The sequence below is a fragment of the Saccharothrix coeruleofusca genome, assembly GCF_014648515.1.
In the GTDB taxonomy this organism is placed as follows: Bacteria; Actinomycetota; Actinomycetes; order Mycobacteriales; family Pseudonocardiaceae; genus Actinosynnema; species Actinosynnema coeruleofuscum.
In genome coordinates this window covers 25,262-44,149 of record NZ_BMRG01000013.1, presented here as the reverse complement: position 1 = coordinate 44,149, position 18,888 = coordinate 25,262, and the positions used below count along the sequence as shown (strand labels likewise).

Below are 18,888 nucleotides of genomic sequence, written 5' to 3'. Positions count from 1 at the left end.
CGACGCCGTGGCGAGGACGGGTGACCGATCAGGCGTCGATGTCGGAAGAAGGGCAGGTGCGGATCATCCCGATCAGCGCCTTGTCGGAAGGGGATTCACCAAGGTCGAAGGGCGTCGACCCTGGGCACGTAAGGACGCTCGCGGAGTCGGAGGACGTCCTTCCACCCATCGTCGTGCACCGCGCCACGATGCGGGTGATCGACGGGATGCACCGGCTTGGGGTGTGGCTGTCGCGCGGGGTGAGACGACGATCCGCGTCAAGTTCTCCGACGGGGATCCTGCGGATGCGTTCGTGCTCGGTGTGCGAGCGAACATCACTCACGGTCTGCCCTTGCCGCTGTCCGCCCGGCACGTCACGAGCGGCCAACCGCAGGTCGCAATTCGAACATTCCGATCACGCGAGACCGTCAATCCGTGGAAGTTGCAAAAAGGGCGCGGAACGATTTCTTCGGAGTTCTTGGACGTCATTCGCCTTGGTTGGTCATCCGGAATAACGCTTCGAGTAGCCGGTGAACTCCCACCGTTCGGGTGAGTGCACCTACCTCCGGGGATTTACTAGTCTGACCCGGTGCGCAGCGGGGAAGTCGTAGCCGGTCGGTACCAGCTCGGGGACGTCGTCGGCGCAGGCGGTATGGGAAAGGTCTGGCAGGCCACCGACCTCGAACTCCGCCGGACGGTGGCTCTCAAAGAAACCAGCACCGGCGACGACGAGGAGATCCGCCGTGAAGCCAAGATCGGAGCGGGCCTGCACCACCCCAACGTGATCTCGGTCTTCGACGTGGTCGAGGAGGGCGACCAGCGGTGGCTGGTCATGGAATACCTGCCCGCGCGCAGTCTCGCCGAGATGATCCGGGAGGACGGCCCGATTCCCCCGATCCGCGCGGCTCGAGTCGGCGCGCAGATCGCCGCAGCGCTGTCCGCGATGCACGCCAAGGGCATGGTGCACCGGGATGTCACGCCGAGCAACATCCTCGTCGCCGACGACGGCACGGCGAAGCTGATCGACCTGGGCATCACGACGTGGGACCAGGTCACGCGGACCGGAACGCAGCAGAACGCCGGAACTCCCGCCTACATGGCCCCGGAATTGCTCGACGGCCACCACGTCACGCCGGCTGCCGACGTGTACTCGCTGGGGGCCACGCTGCGGACCGCCGTCAGGGGGCACGACGAGGTGAACGGGCGCTTCGCGAACCTCCTGGCGAGGCTGACCGATCCGAGCCCGTCCGGCAGGCCCACCGCGGACGAGGCGGCGAAGCTCCTCACGAGATCCGGGGCGCGGCGACCCTCCCGAGGCGTGCTCGTGGGCGCGGGCGTCGGGATGGTCGCGGTGCTGCTCGCCGCCGTCGTGGTCCTCGTACGCGATTCGGACAGCCCAGACGCCGTGGCCAACGCGCCGGGCTCGTCCCCCCGCGCCGTGCCGCCCGGCGACGACGGCAAGCTGCTGTACGGCGTTGGCGACCAGCTCAACTCCGTCCTGGCGAGCGAACTGGTGCGGGAAACCCCGGTGCGCATGTTGACCACCAATTACCACAAACCCAGCGATCTGTCGAAATTGGCGCCCTGGGGCGACACCGCAGTACCCGAGGCTTATGCGGAGGGCTACGCACTGCACCTGATCGTGTCGGACTGGGAGGTCAACGATCCGGAGATCAGCGTCACCACCTCGTACGGCGTCGGCTGCGGCCGGGCCTACGTGCTCAGTTCCGAATTCCCCCGGCACATGCGCACCCTCGCGCGCATCTTCGCCGGGCAGCCTGACGATCCACCCCTCTACGTCACCGTTTTCCAGGACGTCAACAAGATGGGGTGCAAGGACGGCTACTACGCCGACGAAGCGTCGAGCACGGCGTACTACGAGGCGTTGAAGGATCGCTACCTCGAGGTCTTGCGGATCTTCCACGAGGAGGCGCCCAACTCGCGGGTGGCGCTGGGCTGGGACGCCTGGCAAGCCGGGAGCGACGACCCGAAAACGGGTTACGGCCGATCCATGTTCGGGCACTTCGCCGACGTGCTGGCGGCGTCGGACTTCCAGTCCGTCATCGCCAAGCAACGACTGGGCAATGTGGACGACGTGCGCCAGTCCGTCCGCATCCTCGGCGAGTACGGGCCGGTCATGGTAGCCGCCTACGGCAATGAGAGAACGGACGACATCGTCGACGGGGAGGTCCGGGCGCTGCTGTCCGACACGTCGATCGCCGAACTCATCGGACATCGCCTGTTCGCCTGGAACTTCAACTCCGAGGGGGTGGTGTCCAGGGCGGGCAAAGCTACCCTCGACTTCGTCAAGGACGTCGTGCGCCGCACCGGCAGGGGACCGCAGTAGATTCCGGTACTGCGCTTGCCGAGAATGTCGCCCGTGCAGGTCAGGCGGCGTGGTAGTACTCGTTGAGGATGCCGCCAAGTCGTTGTCGTCGGCAGGTGTCGTGGTGCGTGTCAGACGATGTGGCGTAGGCCGTCGACGAGCAGGTCGATCATGCGGTCGGTGTAGGCGTGGTCGTCCGGTGCGGCGATGCCGCTGAGGACGCGCATCAGGTCCTCCGGGGTGATGTCGGCCCTGATCTCTCCGGCTGCGGCAGCGGTGTTCAGGAACTGCGCGAGCACTGGGGTGAAGCTCTCCAGGAAGTACGCGGGCAGGCCTCGGTAGGCGGGGTCGCCGGAGTGCATGGCGGGTTTGAGTCCGTACTTGTCGGAGATGAATCGTGCGACCTGCCGCATCCATCGGGTCAGCGCCTCGACCGGGTCGTACTGGTCGGCCAAGGAGGCGGCGGTCTCGACGCAGGCGTCGACGTCGTGCCGGAAGACAGCGGTGATCAGGGCCGAGCGATCGGGGAAATGGCGGTAGAAGGTGCCCGCCCCGACGCCGGCCGCGGCGATGATCCGTCGTACGGAGGCGTCCACGCCTTCTGTCGCGAAGACCTCGGTAGCGGCCGCCAGCAAGGCGTCGAGGTTGCGCTGGACGTCCTGCTGCCGACGGGTGCGCGGCGTCTCGGTGGGGTCGGTCGCGATCGGAGGACTCCTTGAACTGCTGAACGATGTTCCGATCCGAATCTACCAGCGGCGGGAACGCTGGTCGTGGATGCGGGCCGACCTCGCGCTCCCACCTCCCTGATCATCTGTCCGTGACCTGATCAGCGTGCTCAGAGCAGCTTGTCGAGCGTGATGGGCAGTTGGCGGACGCGTTTGCCGGTGGCGTTGTAGATCGCGTTCGCGATGGCGGCAGCCGTTCCGTTCATGCTGAGCTCGCCGATACCGCGGGCGCCCAGGGGAGCATGCGGATCGGGGATGCCGGTCCAGATGACGTCGATCTTCGGTACGTCCGCGTGTACGGGGATGTGGTATTCGGCCAGGCTGGGGTTCATGATGCGGGCGGTGCGTTCGTCGTACAGCGTTTCCTCGGTCAGCGCCAGGCCCATCGCCATGATCATGCCGCCGCGGAACTGGCCTGCGGCGGTCCTGGCGTTCATGACCCGCCCGCAGTCCATCGAGCCGAGCAGGCGGCTGACCCTGGTCTCCCCGGTGATGGCGTTGACCCGGACCTCGCAGAACATCGCCCCGTAGGAGTACATCGAGTACTGCTCCGACTCGGTCGGGTTGCCGCCGCTCGCGTCGATGGTGAGTTCGTCACGTCCGGCCCTGGTGAGGATCGAGGCGTAGCTCTCGTGACGTCCGGGGTCGTCGATCTTGGCCAGGCCGCCGTCGCGGGGCGTGACGTCGTCGGCGGTGAGTCCCGCCAGCGGTGAATCCCCACGCACGAGCTTGAGCAACTCGGCCACCACCTCGTGCTTGGCCGCGACCGTGGTCGCGGCGGCGGTGGTGGTCTGACTTGACCCGACGCCCGGCACCAGACCGGGGAGCGCCGAGTCGGCGAGACGGAGCTCGATCTGCTCCGGGCGGAGCGCCAGCTGCTCGGCGATGATCTGGGTCTGCACGGTGGCGGTACCCATGCCCGCGTCGTGCGCGGCGATGGCGACCTCGACGGTGCCGTCGCCTGCCAGTGTGAGTCGCGCTGATCCACCGGGCTCGCGAGCGTACATGTGCGAACCGGCCCCGCAGCCCATGCCGATCAGCCAGTCACCCTCGCGAACCGCGCGGGGGGTGGGGTTGCGTCGTTCCCAGCCGAACCGCTTGGCGCCTGCCCGCCATGCCTTGACGATGTTGCGCGAGGAGAACGGCAGGCCGCTGAGCGGATCGGTCGCGGGTTCGTTGCGGATCCGCAGCTCGATCGGATCCATGCCGAGGGCGACGGCCACCTCGTCCACCGCGCTCTCGAGCGCGAAACTGCCGACCGCTTCTCCCGGCGCGCGCATGGCGGCGTTGGCGACCATGTCCAGGTACGCCCACTGGAGGTCGATCTTCAAGGTGTCCGTCGCGTAGGAGCTGTAGCTGACGAATTGGGCCAGTTCCGGATGTGGGCTGCCGGGGATGTGGGTGGAGGTGCCGGTGTGGATCAGTGCGACGAAGCGGCCGTCGCGCGCGGCGCCGATGGCCAACCGCTGCTCGGTGAGCGCGCGTCCGCCGACCAGCCGGTACACACCCGCGCGGGAGAGCGCGAGCCGCACCGGCCTGCCTGCCAGCCGGGACGCCGCCGCGGCCAGCACCTGGTGCGTCCCCATGAACTTCCCGCCGAACGCGCCACCGACGTACGGCGAGGTCACGTGGACCTGGTGCTCGTCGATCCCCAGCATGGTGGCGAGCGACCAGGCGTTGTGCGCCACGGACTGCGACGCGTCGTGCACCTCGAGTTCGTCGCCGTGCCAGGCCACGGTAACCGCATGCGGCTCGATGGCGTTGTGGTTCTGGTACGGCGTGTGGAAGGTGGCGTCCACGGACACCGCCGCCGTCGCCAGCGCGGCTTCCGCGTCGCCGATCTCGATGTGCACCGGTTGGCCGCCGAGCATGGCGGTCTCGGTTCCGTTCGCCTTCGCTTGGGCGAACGAGGTGGTCGCGGGTTCCGCTTCACAGGTCGCCCGGACCAGCGAGGCGGCGTAGTCGGCCTGCTCCTGCGTCTCGGCCAGTACGACAGCGATCGGCTGACCGTTCCAGCGGATCCGGTCGTCCTGCATGATCGGCAGGGCGTCGTTGCCCGCTGCCTTCTCGCTCGATGCCCACGGCATCATCGGCTTCATCCGGGGTGCGTTGTAGTGGGACATCACGTGCACGAAGCCGGGTGCGGACTCCGCCGCGCTCGTGTCGATCGCGACGATGCGGCCCTTGGCGATGGTGCTGAACACCAGTGCGGCGTAAACCATGCCGTCGAATGCGAACTCGGCGGCGTAGGGCGCCGCGCCGCGCACCTTCAGCGGCCCTTCGGTCCGGGGGAGTGGGGCTCCGATCCACTCTTGGCTCGGCGGTCCGGACCGAGTCCGCGCGGGTGCGCTCGGACGGGCGGCACTGGCGATGCCGGATGGACCGGAGAGCGCCGACACGACGACACCCATGCCTGCGGCGCCGAGCACCCTGCGTCGCGTCAGCGACGGACCACCGCGTTCAGGTGAAGTCCATCCGCCCTGGCGAGCGTGTAGTTGGTCGGGGACGTTCTCGTCTGTCACGTCATCAGGCGTCTGGCTGCTCATCGCGTTCCTCCTGCCAGCTCGCTGAGCACGGCGGTGATGGTCCGCGTGGCGAGCTCGATCTTGAATCCGTTGTCGTGCAACGGTTTGGCAGCCATCAGTTCGGCCTCAGCCGCGGCGCGGAAGGCCCGTGTGGTGGCTGGACCTCCGATAAGTGCTGTCTCGGCCTCATGGGCGCGCCATGGCTTGTGCGCGACCCCGCCCAGCGCGATCCGCACGTTCCTGACTTCGCCGCCTCGCACGTCGAGGGCAGCGGCGACCGACACCAGCGCGAAGGCGTAGCTCGCCCGGTCGCGTACCTTGCGGTACGTCGAGCGCCTCGCCCAGGGCAGCGGCGGTAGTTCGACCGCCGTGATCAGTTCGCTCCGATCGAGAACGGTCTCGACCTCGGGGTGGTCGCCCGGCAGCCGGTGCAGTTCGGTCAGTGGCACTTTGCGGGCACCACCGGGCCCGTCCAGGTGCACCACCGCATCGAGGGCAGCGAGTGCTACACACATGTCCGACGGATGCGTCGCGACGCACGCCGACGAGGCGCCGAGGATCGCATGCGTGCGGTTGAACCCCTCGATCGCATCGCAGCCCTGCCCTGGGTTTCGCTTGTTGCAGCGCGAACCCCCGGCGTCGTAGAAGTAGGCGCATCGCGTGCGCTGCAGCATGTTGCCGCCCACAGTCGCCATGTTGCGGATCTGTCCCGAGGCACCCGCCACTACCGCCCGAGACAGCACGGGACTTTGCGTGCGGACCTCGCGATGCGTGGCCAGTTCGGTGTTGCGCACCGCGGCGCCGATCAGCAGGCCGCCGCCGCGGAGCCGTTTGATGTCCGAGGACAGGCCGGTTACGTCGACCAATGCCGTCGGTTGCTCGATGGTCTCGCGCATCAGGTCGACGAGGTTCGTGCCACCGCCGATGTACTTGGCACCCGGCGCCGCGCCCGCTCGCAGTGCCTCTGCCACATCGCCTGCTCGCGCGTAGGTGAACGGTTTCATCGCGCGGCCCTCCGGGCCTTCGTGCTGCTCCGAGGCGAGAGCTGGCCCGCCCGATGCGTTTGCGCGATCGCCGAGACGATTCCGTTGTGCGCGCCGCAGCGGCACAGGTTGCCGCTCATCCGCTCGCGCAGCTCGTCATCGGTGAGCTCGATCCGCTTCGCCGACAGATCGCTGGTGACGTGGCTGGGTACGCCGCGTTCGAGCTCGCCTGCCATTCCGATCGCCGAGCAGATCTGGCCGGGCGTGCAGTATCCGCACTGGAATCCGTCGTGCTCGATGAACGCCTGCTGCAACGGGTGCAGCCCGTCCTCGCCGGCCAAGGCGTCGATGGTGACGACATCTCGTCCTGTGTACTGGACTGCAAGAGCGAGGCACGAGACGATGCGCTCGTCGTCGACGAGCACGGTGCACGCGCCACACCCGCCCTGGTTGCACCCCTTCTTCGTGCCGTGGAGGCCGAGCGTCTCACGGAGGAGGTCGAGGAGGGAGACACGTGGGTCGTCGGGTGGTGGGACCGGGGTGCCGTTGATGCGGATCGCTCCGCTTTTCGCGTACATCTTCGTTCCCTGAATCCTTTGTTCGGATGGGTGCCGATGTCGGTGCCGGGCGGGACCATCTCGTCGATCCGGTCGAGGATGTCGTCGGAGAGGACGACGCCCATCCCCGCGAGCGGGTCGTCCAGGTGCTCCGTGGTGCGAACGCCGAGCAGCGCGCTCGTCACCGCCGGGTGCGAGATCGCGAAGGCCATCGCGAGGTGGGGCGTCGAGTCGGCGGAGTCGACCAGGTTGATCCCGGCATCGAGCGCCCTGGGGTGATCTTGAGCGAATCCTCGGGATTGGGGTTGCCGACCTGAGTGGCGAACATCAGCGTGCCAAGCCCGCAAGGGTCGACCTTGATGCCGGTCCGGCCGAGGTCGCGATGGCGCACGGGACTCCCCAGAGGCAGCTGAACGGTGTTCCGGCGGAACACTGTTCAGGAACGTACTGAACGGTGTTCCGCGTGTCAACGGAAGGGCCGCACCTCCCAGCCGTGACCATGGACCACTGCGCCACCGGCCCCCTGCTCCGGTGTCCACATCCCACCCGCCGACTCGCCGCCCCCACAGCCCGGGAACGGCGCTCCAACGGCCAGCAGAACAGGATTAACCCAGTAGCGGATGAACAGAGCGACCCCGCTGCACGCGAACGGCGGCCTCGGCCCGGCTGTTCGGCCCCACTCCCTGACGAAGCGGACTGGTGCGCTCCCTCCCGCGTAATGTGCGGCGCTCCCACCACGACAACCACCGAGAGCGTTCGAATCGCGGTCAACGGAACTGATCGGGTGATCGGATGACGGAGACGCCCCATCCCGGCGAAGTCGGCTCGTCCGGGAAGCCGGTGACCATCGCCGACCTCGCGCGGCGGATCGTGGCGGAGGTGGAACCGGAGCAGGTGGACTACCTGGCCCTGGTGACCGCCTCGTGGGAACGCGGCGCCCCGCCGCGCGGGTCGAGGTCGTGGACCGGTGGCACGGTTGGCTCCGGGGTGCAGCCCTGGGTTTTGGCCGACCTCGTGTACCCGTTGCTGGCCGGGACCCTCGCGCAGGTGCTGGGCGCGAGCGCGTTCGCCCGGCTCCAGCGCAGGCGGTGGTGGCGCAAGCGCGCGGTGGTGCCGTCGGCGCAGATCACCCTCACCCCGGAGCAGGTCGAACGCGCGCGGGCCGCCTGCATCGCGCACGGGATGACGCTAGGTCTGTCGGAGTCCGAGGCGACCATGCTGGCCGACGCCGTGCACGGTGCGTTGCGCAGGACCGACGACGGATGACCGCACCCGTCGCGGACGGGGAACCTCGGCTGGTGCGCGCCGCCGCACCGGCCCGCCCAGGGTGGGTCCACGTGCTGGTGTGGGGGGCGTTGGCGGTGCTCGGGGCGGGCGCGGGCCAGGCGTTGTCCACCACCTTCGACCTGGGGGACATCGCCGGCGCGCAAGCCTGCCTGGTGCGCAACGGGATCTCCGTGGACGGCACCGATCCGGTGGCGCTCGACCAGGCCGCGTACCGGCAGTGCATGGAGGACAACCTCCGCGTGCAGGCCACCGCCGTCCTCGCCGGTGCCGTCGCCCTGCCCGCCGCCGCGTGGCTGCTGGTGCTGCTGGGCGGCCTCGCCGAGCGGTGGCGGCTGCGGCCCGGTCGGATCACCGGGATACCCGCGGCCTCGCAGCGGTTGACCGAGCGGTTCGCCGTGCTGTGCGACAGCCAGGGCCTGACCAGGCGGGACCGGCCGCACCTGGTGCTCGCGCCGCCGGGAACCGGCGTAACGCAGGCGTTCACCACCGGTCTGCCGGGGACGCGCCCTTGGGTGGTGATCCCGCTGGCCTACGCCTACGCCGAGCCGATCGCGTTCGACGCGGTGGCCGCGCACGAGGTGGGGCACGTCCGGGCGCGCGACGTGCTGTGGGCCTCGGCCGTGTGGTGGGCGGGGTGGCTGGCCGTGCCCGCCCTGCTGCTCGCCCTGGTCCCGTTGGCGGCCGCGCCCGAGGTGGTGTGGGAGTTCTACGGCCTCTCGCTGCTCGTCTCGCTGGTCGTGGCGGTGGTGATGTTCGTGCTGCGCGCCGGGCTGCTGCGCCGCCGCGAGCTGGCCGCCGACCGCCACGCGCTGGAGGTGACCGCCGACCCGAACGCGCTAGCGCGCGTGGTCAAGCCCGCGAAGAAGCGCAGGACGGGTGTGTTCGCCATCCACCCGGCGGCCGCCGACCGGCTCGCCCTCGACGTGGACGCGCCTGATCGGGAAGGCGGCTTCGTCTCCACCGCCACGGCCGGCGTCGTGGCCATGACCACCTACCACGCCACCTACCTCGTCCTGGGCAGCCTGCTGCCGTTCAACGGCACCGCAATCAGCTCGGCTTCGGTGGTCGCGGCCCTGCTGTGGGCCTCGGTGGTGGTGCCGTCGTGGACCAGGCAGGCGGCGTCCGACCCGTCCGGGTGGACGGGTCGGCTGGCAGGCGCGGTGGTGGGCCTGGTCGTCGGGTACTGCCTCCAACCGCCCGGTTTGAGCACCATCACCGCCCCCGGCCCGGAACGGGACCTGCTGCCGCTGCCGTCGCTGCTGCTGGTGCTGGTGCCCGGTCTGGTGGTCGCCGCCTTCGCGGTCGCCCTGCTCACCGCCGGATTGGTCGCCCGCCTCGCCGCGCACCCCGGCCACCGACGCCCAGGCGGGCTCGGTGCCGCACTCGCCGTGACGGCCGTCCTCGCCGCCGCCGTGGGCACGCTCACCGGGACCGCGACGGTCCACGTGGCGACCGGCGGCACCGCGTCGTTCCGGTCGTTCCTGGTGACCAACGGCTACGACCAGGTCTGGCGCCACACGGCGGCGCTGCTCCTCGTCGCGCTGGCGCTCGTCGTCCGACGCCCTGGACGACCAGCCGCGGTGGTGAGCGGGGTGACCGCCGTGGTCGGCGCCGTGGCGGCGGCGCTGTCCTGGCAGCTCCGCCTGGACGACCAGCTCTCCGACGCCAGGAGCGCCTTCCTGGCCTACCAGACGTGGTGGATCTGCGCGCTCGCCGGGCTGGTCGCCGCCGTGGCGGTGGTGATCGTCAATGGCGGCGCGCTGCCCGAACTGCCCTCTGGTGTCCTCTGTGGACTACTGGTCGCGGCGTCGGCCGGTGGCGCCCAGTACTTGATCCGGCGGGTCCGGCACGGCGGCGACTCGAACGTCTTCCAGGAAACCCTGCAAGCACCGGGATGGCTGCTGGTGCTGGCCCTGGTCGGCACGGCTCCGCTGACGGCTTCGCTCGTGGTCATGGTGCGGCGCCGGGAACCCCGACACGGTGCGGTTCGCTGGGCCGCAGGCGGTGTCACCGCGCTGCTGGCCCTGCTGCTCGTGGCGGGTGGCCTGTCCGGCGTCACGACCGCGGAATCCGACTTCGCCCAACCCGACACCCGGTCGCAACTCGCCGAACAGGCCTCGCCCCGACCTGATCCGCCGGTGGAGGCCGAGAAGCCTTTGGACCAGGCCGCCGCCACCGCTGCCCTGGCCGACGTGCCCGGCGTGCTCCCACCTGGTGCGAAAAGCGTGCCCAACATCCCGGACGACTCGTCGTCGGTCCAGACCCCCGCCACCTGCGACGCCGCCCTTGACCGGTCGATCGCGAACGAGAAGGCCCTTCCGCGCGCCGCCGAGGTTGAGCAGCGGTTCACCTTTCCGCTGGGCGGCAGACCGGACGGCGGATCCATCTCGGTGTCGATCACCTCGTACTCGACGCCTCCACCGGGTTTCTCCGACATCGACGCGGAAAACCAGGCGTGCGCCGATTTCAGGCAACTCGTCTCACCTGAGGAGAACCGCTACTACGACTTCCACATCACCCTGCGGCCCGCGCTCGACTTCCCCCTGGCGCGTCGGCGGTCCATCACCGGGCGAGGGCAGTTGAAGGGGGTCGCCACGCTCTTCGCCTTCGAGCACTACACGGCGATCTTCGGCCTGAACCGGGTGGACGTCGCCCTCGACTGGTTCCACCTCGGCACCAGTCCGCCGCAGGCTTTCCTCGACGAGGTCGAACGGCTTGTGACGAACGCGATGAACGCGATCGTCGCGAAGCTGTGATCTTTCACCACTGCGCAGGGGTGCCGGTTGTGGTGCCCACCATCCCGCTGGCCTCGGGTAGGGGAGGGACCACCTCCCGCAGGCAGTTCGGGGACCAGCGGGACCTCGGATCTACGTAGTTCTTGCCGACGCGACGGCGGCCCCCGTCGCGGGACTGTCGTCCCATGAGACGTCGCACGGTTCTGAAGGCCCTCGGGTTCGGCGTCGGGGGCGCGGCCGTCCTCGGCAGCGGTGGCCTCGGCGCCTACTACTTCACCGCGAAGCAGGACACCGCCGGGAAGATCGCCTTCGACAGGGCGCTGGCGATCCCCCCGCTGGCCGAGGCGGGCAGCGGCGCGTCGGGCGCCAGGGTGTTCCAGCTCGGCATCGAGGCGGGCGAGACCAGGTTCAAGGACGGGCCAGCCACCCGCACCTGGGGCGTGAACGGCGCCTACCTCGGCCCGACCATCCGAGTCCGGCGCGGTGACCTGGTGGAGTTCGCCGTGCGCAACGACCTGGACCGGGAGACCTCGCTGCACTGGCACGGCATGCACCTGCCCGCCGTCATGGACGGCGGGCCGCACCAGACCGTCCCGGTGGGCGGGACCTGGCGACCGCGCTGGACGGTCGACCAGCCCGCCGCGACGCTGTGGTACCACCCGCACGTGCACGGCTCGACCGCCGACCACACCTACCGCGGCCTGACCGGGCTGCTCATCGTCGACGACGAGGTCACCGACGCGCTGAACCTGCCGTCGGAGTACGGCATCGACGACATCCCGATGATCGTCCAGGACCGCGCCTTCGACGGCGACAACCAGTTCGAGCAGCGGGTGCCGCTGGGCGGGTCGCTGGGCGTGATCGGGGACGAGATCCTGGTCAACGGCACCATCGGGCCGCACTTCGACGTCACCACCAGGCTCGTGCGGTTGAGGCTGCTCAACGGGTCCAACGCGCGCCTGTACAACTTCGGCTTCTCCGATGGCAGGCGCTTCTCGCTCGTCGCCACGGACGGCGGCCTGCTCGCCGAGCCGTGGGAGACCGACCGCCTGTACCTCTCGCCGGGCGAGCGCGCCGAGATCGTGGTGGCCTTCGAACCGGGGGAGCGGGTCGAGCTGCGCTCCTACCCGTCCGAGCACGGTGGCACGCTGGGCAGGCTCGAAGGCTTCGACGACCTCCTGGACATCTGCCAGTTCCGGGCCGCGGGCACCCTGTCCGACACCGCCGAGCTGCCCGCCACCCTCGGGGCCGCGCCGGACCTCGCGGGCCAGGCCGTCGCCCAGGAGCGCTCCTTCGCGCTCGCGTCGGACCAGATCAACGGCCAGGCGATGGCGATGGACCGCATCGACTTCGGCGTCCGCGAGGGCACCGTCGAGGTGTGGGAGGTGACCAACGACAACGGCTACCTGCACAACTTCCACGTCCACGACGTGCGGTTCCAGGTCCTGTCGGTCGACGGCGGGACGCCGGAGCCGCCCCTGCGCGGCTGGAAGGACACCGTCATGCTGGTGCCGGGGAAGCGCTACCGGCTGGCGATGCGCTTCAGCGACCACACCGATCCGAACGTGCCGTACATGTACCACTGCCACCTGCTCCAGCACGAGGACAACGGGATGATGGGCCAGTTCGTCGTTCTGGGCGAGGGCGAGCAGATCGGCGTCGTGCCGCAGAAGCACCACCATTCCTGAGCGCGCCGCTCGCAGTCGGAACACCGGGGCAGGTCGTCAGCCTGGACGGTGTCGAGCGCTTGGCTGCACCGACGGAGGCGGCCCTGCTGGGGAGAATCGTCGCGGCCTGCCCGAGAGGACCGCACTCGCGCCAACGGTCTCCAAATCGAAATATCCATTGTGGACACCGCCCTACCGGGACAACCGCACTGAAAACGTCGACACCGCAGGTTCGTCGGCATCGGGCGTCCCTGGGACCACAACAAGATCAGGTCCATCATCGACAACCAGCCATCGGGCACTGTCGGTCACTTCTGCAACTGGCACGCCAATCGGGCGGAATGGATGAACGTGAGCCACTCGCGCGCAAAGGCCGGTCATCCCACCGTCAGTGCCGGCGTCGCTTCGGCGGAGGGTCTGAACGTCTGCTGACCCCGCGTGTCGACGGCCAAGTCCGCAAACAACGCCGACATCCGCCCGAACCGTTTGCTCGCGCTGACGAGCGCAGTGGAGGAATCTGCTGCCGGTGCCTGCCTCCGACCTCGGCAGGATGGCGCTCCTCGGTGTGCGGAAAAGGGAACTCCTGGTAGGCCGGACGTTGTCGAAGTGCCGCTCCGCCAGGAGTCCCGTTGCTGCTCATTCGCGGCCCAGGCGGGTTGGTCGAGGTAACGTAATCGCACAACGCGCGACCCGTCGACACCCTCCCCGCCTGCTTCCGCGTCCGCAATCCCAGCCGTAAGCGGGGCCTCGACTCGGCCCTGACGACCGGGTGGTCACCGCCGAGCTGCGCCGAGTCGTCCTGCGCAGCACGTTCCCGCGCGGGAAGTGGCGCATTCCGCCGACTAGGCGGGATCTGCGGTCCGCGCCAGTGCCCGATCTGGTGAACCGGGCTTCAGCGCGCCCGCGTCCGACCGGTTGTGGCACCGATCCCGTGCCCGGTGCTGTGGAGTACGCGATCCGCTTCTGGACGTGCGAGACGGACGGTTGATCCGGCACGGCGACCGCAGGTCGGCCCACATGGCTGCACGGTTCACCGAACGGTTGGCGGACACTCCGATTCTGCCCTCGACGGGATCGGTCGACGACTCCTGCGACAACGCCCTGACTGAGAACTCCTCCACGGGGGCTGCGACACCGAGCGCGTCCGGAAGGGCCTCGACCGGTTCGGTTTCGACGGGTGCGAAGCCGCCTGGCGCGCGGTCCAGGCCCAACTGTCTACCATCCCGGCATCGCCGATGGCAGCCAGGTAACAACCGTCTCGGGTTGTCGGGGAACTCTGGCTGGTCAAAAGTGCAGGATTTGTTTTGATGATCTTCACCGGTCCCGTTCGACGGTAGTCTGAGGCCATGATCGATGTGGCCTCGCCGTGCGGGACCCGGCTGTTTCTGGAAACACCACAGCGTAGGAAATCACCCATTCGGGTGACCGGTTGCGCGGGGCAAGGCAAACGGTGGTGATCCCCGCCCCAGCCCTGTTCGATACCTCGCGCCGGCGGATCGGCCCGTCGGGTTTTCTCGACACGACGATCGAGTACTACAGTTTCCTGCTTCGCGGTACCGCCGCGATGATCGTCTTCGACGAGCTCTTCTTCCCCGATCCCGACCCGGTGCTGGGCGCCATCGCGGCGCTGGCGTCGCTCGTCGCCTGGTTGGCCGGTGGCCTGGTGTTCGATCATTTCGGCGACAAGTGCGGCCGCGAGCAGGCGTTGATCATCACGACTGGCGTGGCGGGGACGCTGCCGGTGCTCCCGGGAACGCGGGTAGTGCGCGGCGAAGGCGGTGACGGCGCGCAGGCAGGCGGCGGTGCCGTAGCCGCAAGTCATCAACACCAGCCGCTCGGCGGGCCCTTCGGGGCTGATCCCGACCTCTTCCCTGGCCCCGCCCGCGCGGTCGGCCAGGGTGGTGGTGCGCCGGGGCAGCCGGTGCGCGGCACCGCCCCTTCGAGCGTGTGTCGGCCAAGGCGACGGTGTCCCGCAGGCGGCCGAGCGCCGTTCCCGATCCCCCGAGGCCCGGCCCGTGGGGCGGGCGTGGCGTCGGGGCGGGTCGCTGCCCGGATGCCGAGTCGTCGAGCGCCCAAGGCGTCGTGATCCCTGTCCGGCAGGACTTCTCGCAGACAAGACCAGTGCGGCGATTCGTTCGGGGTTCCCGCCAAGCGGAAGCTCCGGCTCCGTAAGACGAAGGGATCGTGCATGATCGAACGAGAGTCTGAACTCGCTGAGTTGACCGCGGCTTTTGCCGAGTCCGCCACCGAGGGCGTGCGCGTCGTCGTGCTCCAGGGGGTCGTCGGAACCGGCAAGACAGCGCTGATCGACGAGTTCGGCGCCTGGGCTCGGGGCGTGGGGGCGCGACTGCTCCGCGCCAGTGGGGCGTCGACCGAGCACTCGCTCTCCCTGGGCATCGTGCGCCAACTGCTCGCCGGCGAGGTCTTCGACCACGACACGGCGGTGCTCGTCAGCGGTCTGCTCGACCACCAGCTGCTTGCCGATGCGGCATCGGACGGGGTGAGTCGCTCTCGCGTGCTGGACGGGCTGGCGACGGCGGTGCTGGAGCTGGCGGGCCAGAGCCCAGTGGTGATCGCCATTGACGACACGCAGTACCTCGACGCGTTCTCCCAGGACTGGTTGATCTACCTGATCCGCCGTGCCGGGCTCGCCCGAATCCTGATCGTCTTCGCCTGGCGCGACGGTATCGAGATGTCCCCGAGCAACTCCCGGCTGCTCTGCGCCGAGCTCTACCAGCAGCCCTACTTCCGGCAGCTGCTGCTGGCCCCCCTTTCACCGAGCGGCGTCGCCGAGCTGGTGACCGGGCGAGTCCTCGAGCCGGGTGCGACGGAACTGGCCGCGAAGGCGCACGAGCTCACCGGTGGCAATCCGCTGCTCCTGCACGCGTTGCTGGAGGACAGCCGGGCTGCCGCCGTCGGCGATGGCCCGCCTGCCGAGCTGGATGCGGGGCCCGAGCTCGAGCGGGCGGTCCAGCTCGCCCTGCGCCGGTGCGATCCGGTGACGCTGCGGGTCGCGGGCGCGATCTCGGTGATAGGTGAGCCGTCGCGGTTCGCGTTGCTCGGCTGGCTCGTCGACGCCGCGCCGGACCGGATCGCCGTGGCGATGCGCGTGCTGACCCAGATCGGTCTGGTGGAAGCGGGTCGGATGCGGCACCCGATCATCGCGGGCGCCGTGCTCAGCACCTTCTCAGCCGCTGATCGGTCCAGGCTGCACTGGCGCGTGGCGGATCTGCTCAAGGCCTGCGGCGCGGACTCCTTGACGATCGCGGAGCACTTCGTCGCCTCCGGCCGTCTGGACGACCCGTCGGTCGTGCCGAACCTGGTCGAGGGGGCGCAGCAGGCGCTGGAGAAGGGCTATCCGCGGCGGGCCACGGAGCTGCTGCGGCTGGCGTACCAGGTGGACACCGATGTCCAGCGCAAGGTGGAGAGCCTGGCCCTGCTGATGCGGGCGGAGTGGCGGGTCGACCTGGGAGCCTCGATCGGCCATCTGTCCGAGTTGGCCGACGCGATGCTGAGCGGTCGGCTTCGGGGCAGGCACGCGACGATGCCCCTGATCATCATGCTGGTCCAGGGGCGGGTGACCGACGTCTGCTCCGTGCTGTCCCGGCTGGCGGCCGACTCGCCGCCGGACTCCCGACCCTCGTGGGAGTTCGAGATGGTGCGGATATGGCTGACCGGCATGTATCCGGGCATCTTCGGTCCAGCGGCTGACGAGGGCAGGACGAACGGCACGTCGATCACGCCTCTGGGCGCTATCGGTTATCAACTGCTCGAACACTTCCGGAGCACCCACCACGAGGGGGTGACCGCGGAACGCCTGGTGCAAGTGGACGAGGCGTTCTGGCAGCAGCCGCTGACCGAGATCAACCTGCTGCCGGTCATCCTCGCGCTGTGCACGATGATCTACGCCGAGCGGCTGGAGGAAGCGGAACGGCGCTGTCGGGGACTGATGCTGACCTGCCTCGACCTCCAGGAGCCCACTTGGCATGCGCTGTTCTGCGCGATCGCGGCGGAGGTCGCCCTGCGCAGGGGCTCGCTCAGCGTCGCGGCCACCAGGGCGGCCGCCGCGCTCGAACTGATCCCGGTCGCCGGGATGGGTGTGCTGGCCGGTGTGCCGTTGAGCACCCTGCTGATGGCGCAAACGCTGCAGGGCAAGCACGATGAAGCGGCGCGCACACTCGCCCTGCCCGTGCCGGACGTGATGTTCGAGACGCCGTCCGGCTTGTTCTACCTGATGGCGCGTGGCCGTCACTACGTCGAGCGCGGGCTCGCGCAGGTCGCTCTCGACGATTTCCAGGCCGTCGGTGACCTGCTCGACCAGTGGGGGATGGAGCAGAACGAGGCGTTGCCGTGGCGCACGGAGATGGCCGCCGCTCACCTGCAGCTCGGGGACCGCGAGGCAGCCGCGCGCTATGCCCGCGAACAGCTGCGCCGGATCGGCCAAGGCGGCCACCTGCGGGTGCGCGGGCGCACCTTGCGGCTGCTGGCGGCGACCCGTGAACTGCGCCTCCGGCCACCGGTGCTGCACGATGCCGTGGACGTGCTGCACCGGAGCGGGGACAAGTTCGAGTTGGCGAGTGCGCTCGCCGCCCTGCACGACGCGTACACCCAACTCGGCGAGGCAGGCCGGGCGCGGTCGGTGGCACGCAAGGTCAACAGCATCAAGCAGGCGTTCTTCGTGGAGCAGCCCGCTCGGCGGGTCGACGCGGCGGACGGGCCGGCGGAGACCGAAGTCGACATGCTCATCCTCAGCGACGCGGAGCGCAGAGTCGCCAGGTTCGCGGCGAAGGGCCTGACCAACCGGGAGATCGCGGGCAGGCTCTACCTCACCACCAGCACGGTCGAGCAGCACCTGACCCGGATCTACCGCAAGCTGGGTGTCAGCTCACGGGTGCAGCTGCTGTCCCGCCTCGGGCCCCAATCGGCCGTTCCGCACCCGGCTCACGGCGAGGCGTCCGCTTAGCACTCCGGCCGCGCTTCGTCAGGTCGGGTGGCGCCGCCGACAACGGTGTCGGCGGCAGCGGCACGGCCGGAGGACGTTCGCGCCGTGGGACCGAGCTGAGCCCGGCCCACGGCGTGCTGCGGAACGAGTGGGCTCAGTCGCGGTGCGCGGTGGCCAGCGACCTGTCGCGCCAGGGGGCGATGTGCTCCGCCACCATCGCGTTCTTGATCTCGAGACGCTCGTAGGCGTCGCTGCCCACCAGCAGGTGCGAGGGCAGCGTCTCGCCGTCGGTCACCTCGACGATCAGCGCCGCGCCCTTGGCCGGGTCCCCTGGCTGGAGGTGGTTGGCCCCACCGATCCCGTCGCGCATGTGGTGGGCGGGGGTGCCGTCGTAGGCCGCCAGCCGCGCTCCGGCGACCGACATGGAGCTGGGGTCGAGGAGGTCGGTGCGGAACGCCCCCGGCTCGACGACCATGCTCTGGATCCCGAACGGACCCAGCTCGACGGCGAGGGCTTCGCTGATGCCCGCGACCGCGAACTTCGAGGCGCTGTACAGGCTCATCCCCGGCTCGCCCTCGAACCCCGCCCTGGAGCCGATGTGCACGATCTTGCCCTTGCCCGCGGCACGCATGGTCGGCAGGACCGCTCGCGTCACGTTGATCAGACCGAAGAGGTTGACGTCGAACAGCGACCTCGCCTCGGCGTCGGTGATCTCCTCCAGCGCACCCACCAGTAGGCGACCGGCGTTGTTGACCAGCACGTCGATCGTGGCGAACCGGTCGACGACCTGCGCGACGGCACGGTCGATTTGCGCCTGGTCGGTGACGTCGAGGGTGACCGGATGGCACCTTTCGGCGCCGCGCAGGTCGTCGGGCAGCGCGTCGACACGCCGGACGCCTGCGGCGACGTCGTGTCCCGCCTTCAGAGCGTGCCGGGCTATTTCGACGCCCAGCCCTCGGCCGGCTCCGGTGATGAACCATGTCGCCATGACGGAAACGCCTCCTTCTGCGGGCATCAGTGCTCGCCCCGAACCGTGATCCGCTCGCTGACGCCCATCCCACCACATATTCACAGCACCGGGTTCGGTCGCCCGCGCGTCGAGACCCCAGAGATGTCGTGCAAAAAACCCCAGAGACGCCGTGTGAAGATTAGGGGGATGCTT

Annotated in this window: 12 protein-coding genes; 7 read left to right on the top strand and 5 right to left on the bottom strand. The window is 69.4% G+C overall.

What is annotated here, in order from left to right:
* The first annotated feature begins 568 nt into the window (after positions 1–568).
* A complete protein-coding gene (locus IEZ00_RS25960) occupies positions 569–2,326 on the top strand; it encodes a serine/threonine-protein kinase (RefSeq protein WP_189225963.1) in 1,758 nt (585 codons plus the stop codon).
* Between the two features lie 110 nt (positions 2,327–2,436).
* Here IEZ00_RS25960 and IEZ00_RS25955 read toward each other — a convergent pair whose 3' ends face one another.
* The 4 genes from IEZ00_RS25955 to IEZ00_RS25940 all read right to left on the bottom strand — a co-directional run bounded on the left by IEZ00_RS25955 (position 2,437) and on the right by IEZ00_RS25940 (position 7,116).
* Positions 2,437–2,940, bottom strand: coding sequence for a TetR/AcrR family transcriptional regulator (locus tag IEZ00_RS25955; protein WP_189225962.1), 504 nt, complete (start codon positions 2,938–2,940; stop codon positions 2,437–2,439).
* A 200-nt stretch (positions 2,941–3,140) separates the two neighbouring features.
* Positions 3,141–5,576 (bottom strand): xanthine dehydrogenase family protein molybdopterin-binding subunit, encoded by a 2,436-nt coding sequence (locus IEZ00_RS25950; RefSeq protein ID WP_229796090.1) that lies wholly within the window; start codon positions 5,574–5,576, stop codon positions 3,141–3,143.
* Positions 5,573–6,559 (bottom strand): FAD binding domain-containing protein, encoded by a 987-nt coding sequence (locus IEZ00_RS25945; RefSeq protein WP_189225961.1) that lies wholly within the window; start codon positions 6,557–6,559, stop codon positions 5,573–5,575. Before IEZ00_RS25945 ends, IEZ00_RS25950 begins: the two co-directional genes overlap by 4 nt.
* On the bottom strand, positions 6,556–7,116 hold the full coding sequence (locus IEZ00_RS25940; RefSeq protein WP_189225960.1) for a 2Fe-2S iron-sulfur cluster-binding protein: 561 nt from the start codon (positions 7,114–7,116) through the stop codon (positions 6,556–6,558). Before IEZ00_RS25940 ends, IEZ00_RS25945 begins: the two co-directional genes overlap by 4 nt.
* Positions 7,117–7,142: 26 nt before the next feature.
* Here IEZ00_RS25940 and IEZ00_RS38160 point away from each other — a divergent pair, with 26 nt between their 5' ends.
* The 6 genes from IEZ00_RS38160 to IEZ00_RS25910 all read left to right on the top strand — a co-directional run bounded on the left by IEZ00_RS38160 (position 7,143) and on the right by IEZ00_RS25910 (position 17,747).
* Positions 7,143–7,412, top strand: coding sequence for a hypothetical protein (locus tag IEZ00_RS38160; protein WP_189225959.1), 270 nt, complete (start codon positions 7,143–7,145; stop codon positions 7,410–7,412).
* A gap of 475 nt (positions 7,413–7,887) precedes the next feature.
* On the top strand, positions 7,888–8,361 hold the full coding sequence (locus IEZ00_RS25930; protein WP_189225958.1) for a hypothetical protein: 474 nt from the start codon (positions 7,888–7,890) through the stop codon (positions 8,359–8,361).
* Positions 8,358–11,138, top strand: coding sequence for a M48 family metalloprotease (locus IEZ00_RS25925; protein WP_189225957.1), 2,781 nt, complete (start codon positions 8,358–8,360; stop codon positions 11,136–11,138). Before IEZ00_RS25930 ends, IEZ00_RS25925 begins: the two co-directional genes overlap by 4 nt.
* A 164-nt stretch (positions 11,139–11,302) precedes the next feature.
* Positions 11,303–12,805 carry a multicopper oxidase family protein gene (locus tag IEZ00_RS25920; RefSeq protein ID WP_189225956.1) on the top strand — a complete coding sequence of 501 codons (1,503 nt, stop codon included), beginning with the start codon at positions 11,303–11,305 and terminating at the stop codon, positions 12,803–12,805.
* Between the two features lie 1,429 nt (positions 12,806–14,234).
* A complete protein-coding gene (locus IEZ00_RS25915) occupies positions 14,235–14,870 on the top strand; it encodes an MFS transporter (protein WP_189225955.1) in 636 nt (211 codons plus the stop codon).
* Positions 14,871–14,972: 102 nt separating this feature from the next.
* Complete coding sequence (locus IEZ00_RS25910) at positions 14,973–17,747, top strand: AAA family ATPase (protein WP_189225954.1); 2,775 nt, start codon at positions 14,973–14,975, stop codon at positions 17,745–17,747.
* Between the two features lie 133 nt (positions 17,748–17,880).
* Here IEZ00_RS25910 and IEZ00_RS25905 read toward each other — a convergent pair whose 3' ends face one another.
* Positions 17,881–18,714 carry an SDR family oxidoreductase gene (locus tag IEZ00_RS25905; protein WP_189225953.1) on the bottom strand — a complete coding sequence of 278 codons (834 nt, stop codon included), beginning with the start codon at positions 18,712–18,714 and terminating at the stop codon, positions 17,881–17,883.
* Positions 18,715–18,888: the final 174 nt, after the last annotated feature.

Coding starts and splice junctions, on each gene's coding strand:
- IEZ00_RS25945 (WP_189225961.1), bottom strand. CDS start 6,559: ATGAAACCGTTCACCTACGCGCGAGCAGGCGATGTGGCAGAGGCACTG.
- IEZ00_RS25905 (WP_189225953.1), bottom strand. CDS start 18,714: ATGGCGACATGGTTCATCACCGGAGCCGGCCGAGGGCTGGGCGTCGAA.
- IEZ00_RS25925 (WP_189225957.1), top strand. CDS start 8,358: ATGACCGCACCCGTCGCGGACGGGGAACCTCGGCTGGTGCGCGCCGCC.
- IEZ00_RS38160 (WP_189225959.1), top strand. CDS start 7,143: ATGGGTGCCGATGTCGGTGCCGGGCGGGACCATCTCGTCGATCCGGTC.
- IEZ00_RS25920 (WP_189225956.1), top strand. CDS start 11,303: ATGAGACGTCGCACGGTTCTGAAGGCCCTCGGGTTCGGCGTCGGGGGC.
- IEZ00_RS25930 (WP_189225958.1), top strand. CDS start 7,888: ATGACGGAGACGCCCCATCCCGGCGAAGTCGGCTCGTCCGGGAAGCCG.
- IEZ00_RS25950 (WP_229796090.1), bottom strand. CDS start 5,576: ATGAGCAGCCAGACGCCTGATGACGTGACAGACGAGAACGTCCCCGAC.
- IEZ00_RS25940 (WP_189225960.1), bottom strand. CDS start 7,116: ATGTACGCGAAAAGCGGAGCGATCCGCATCAACGGCACCCCGGTCCCA.
- IEZ00_RS25910 (WP_189225954.1), top strand. CDS start 14,973: ATGATCGAACGAGAGTCTGAACTCGCTGAGTTGACCGCGGCTTTTGCC.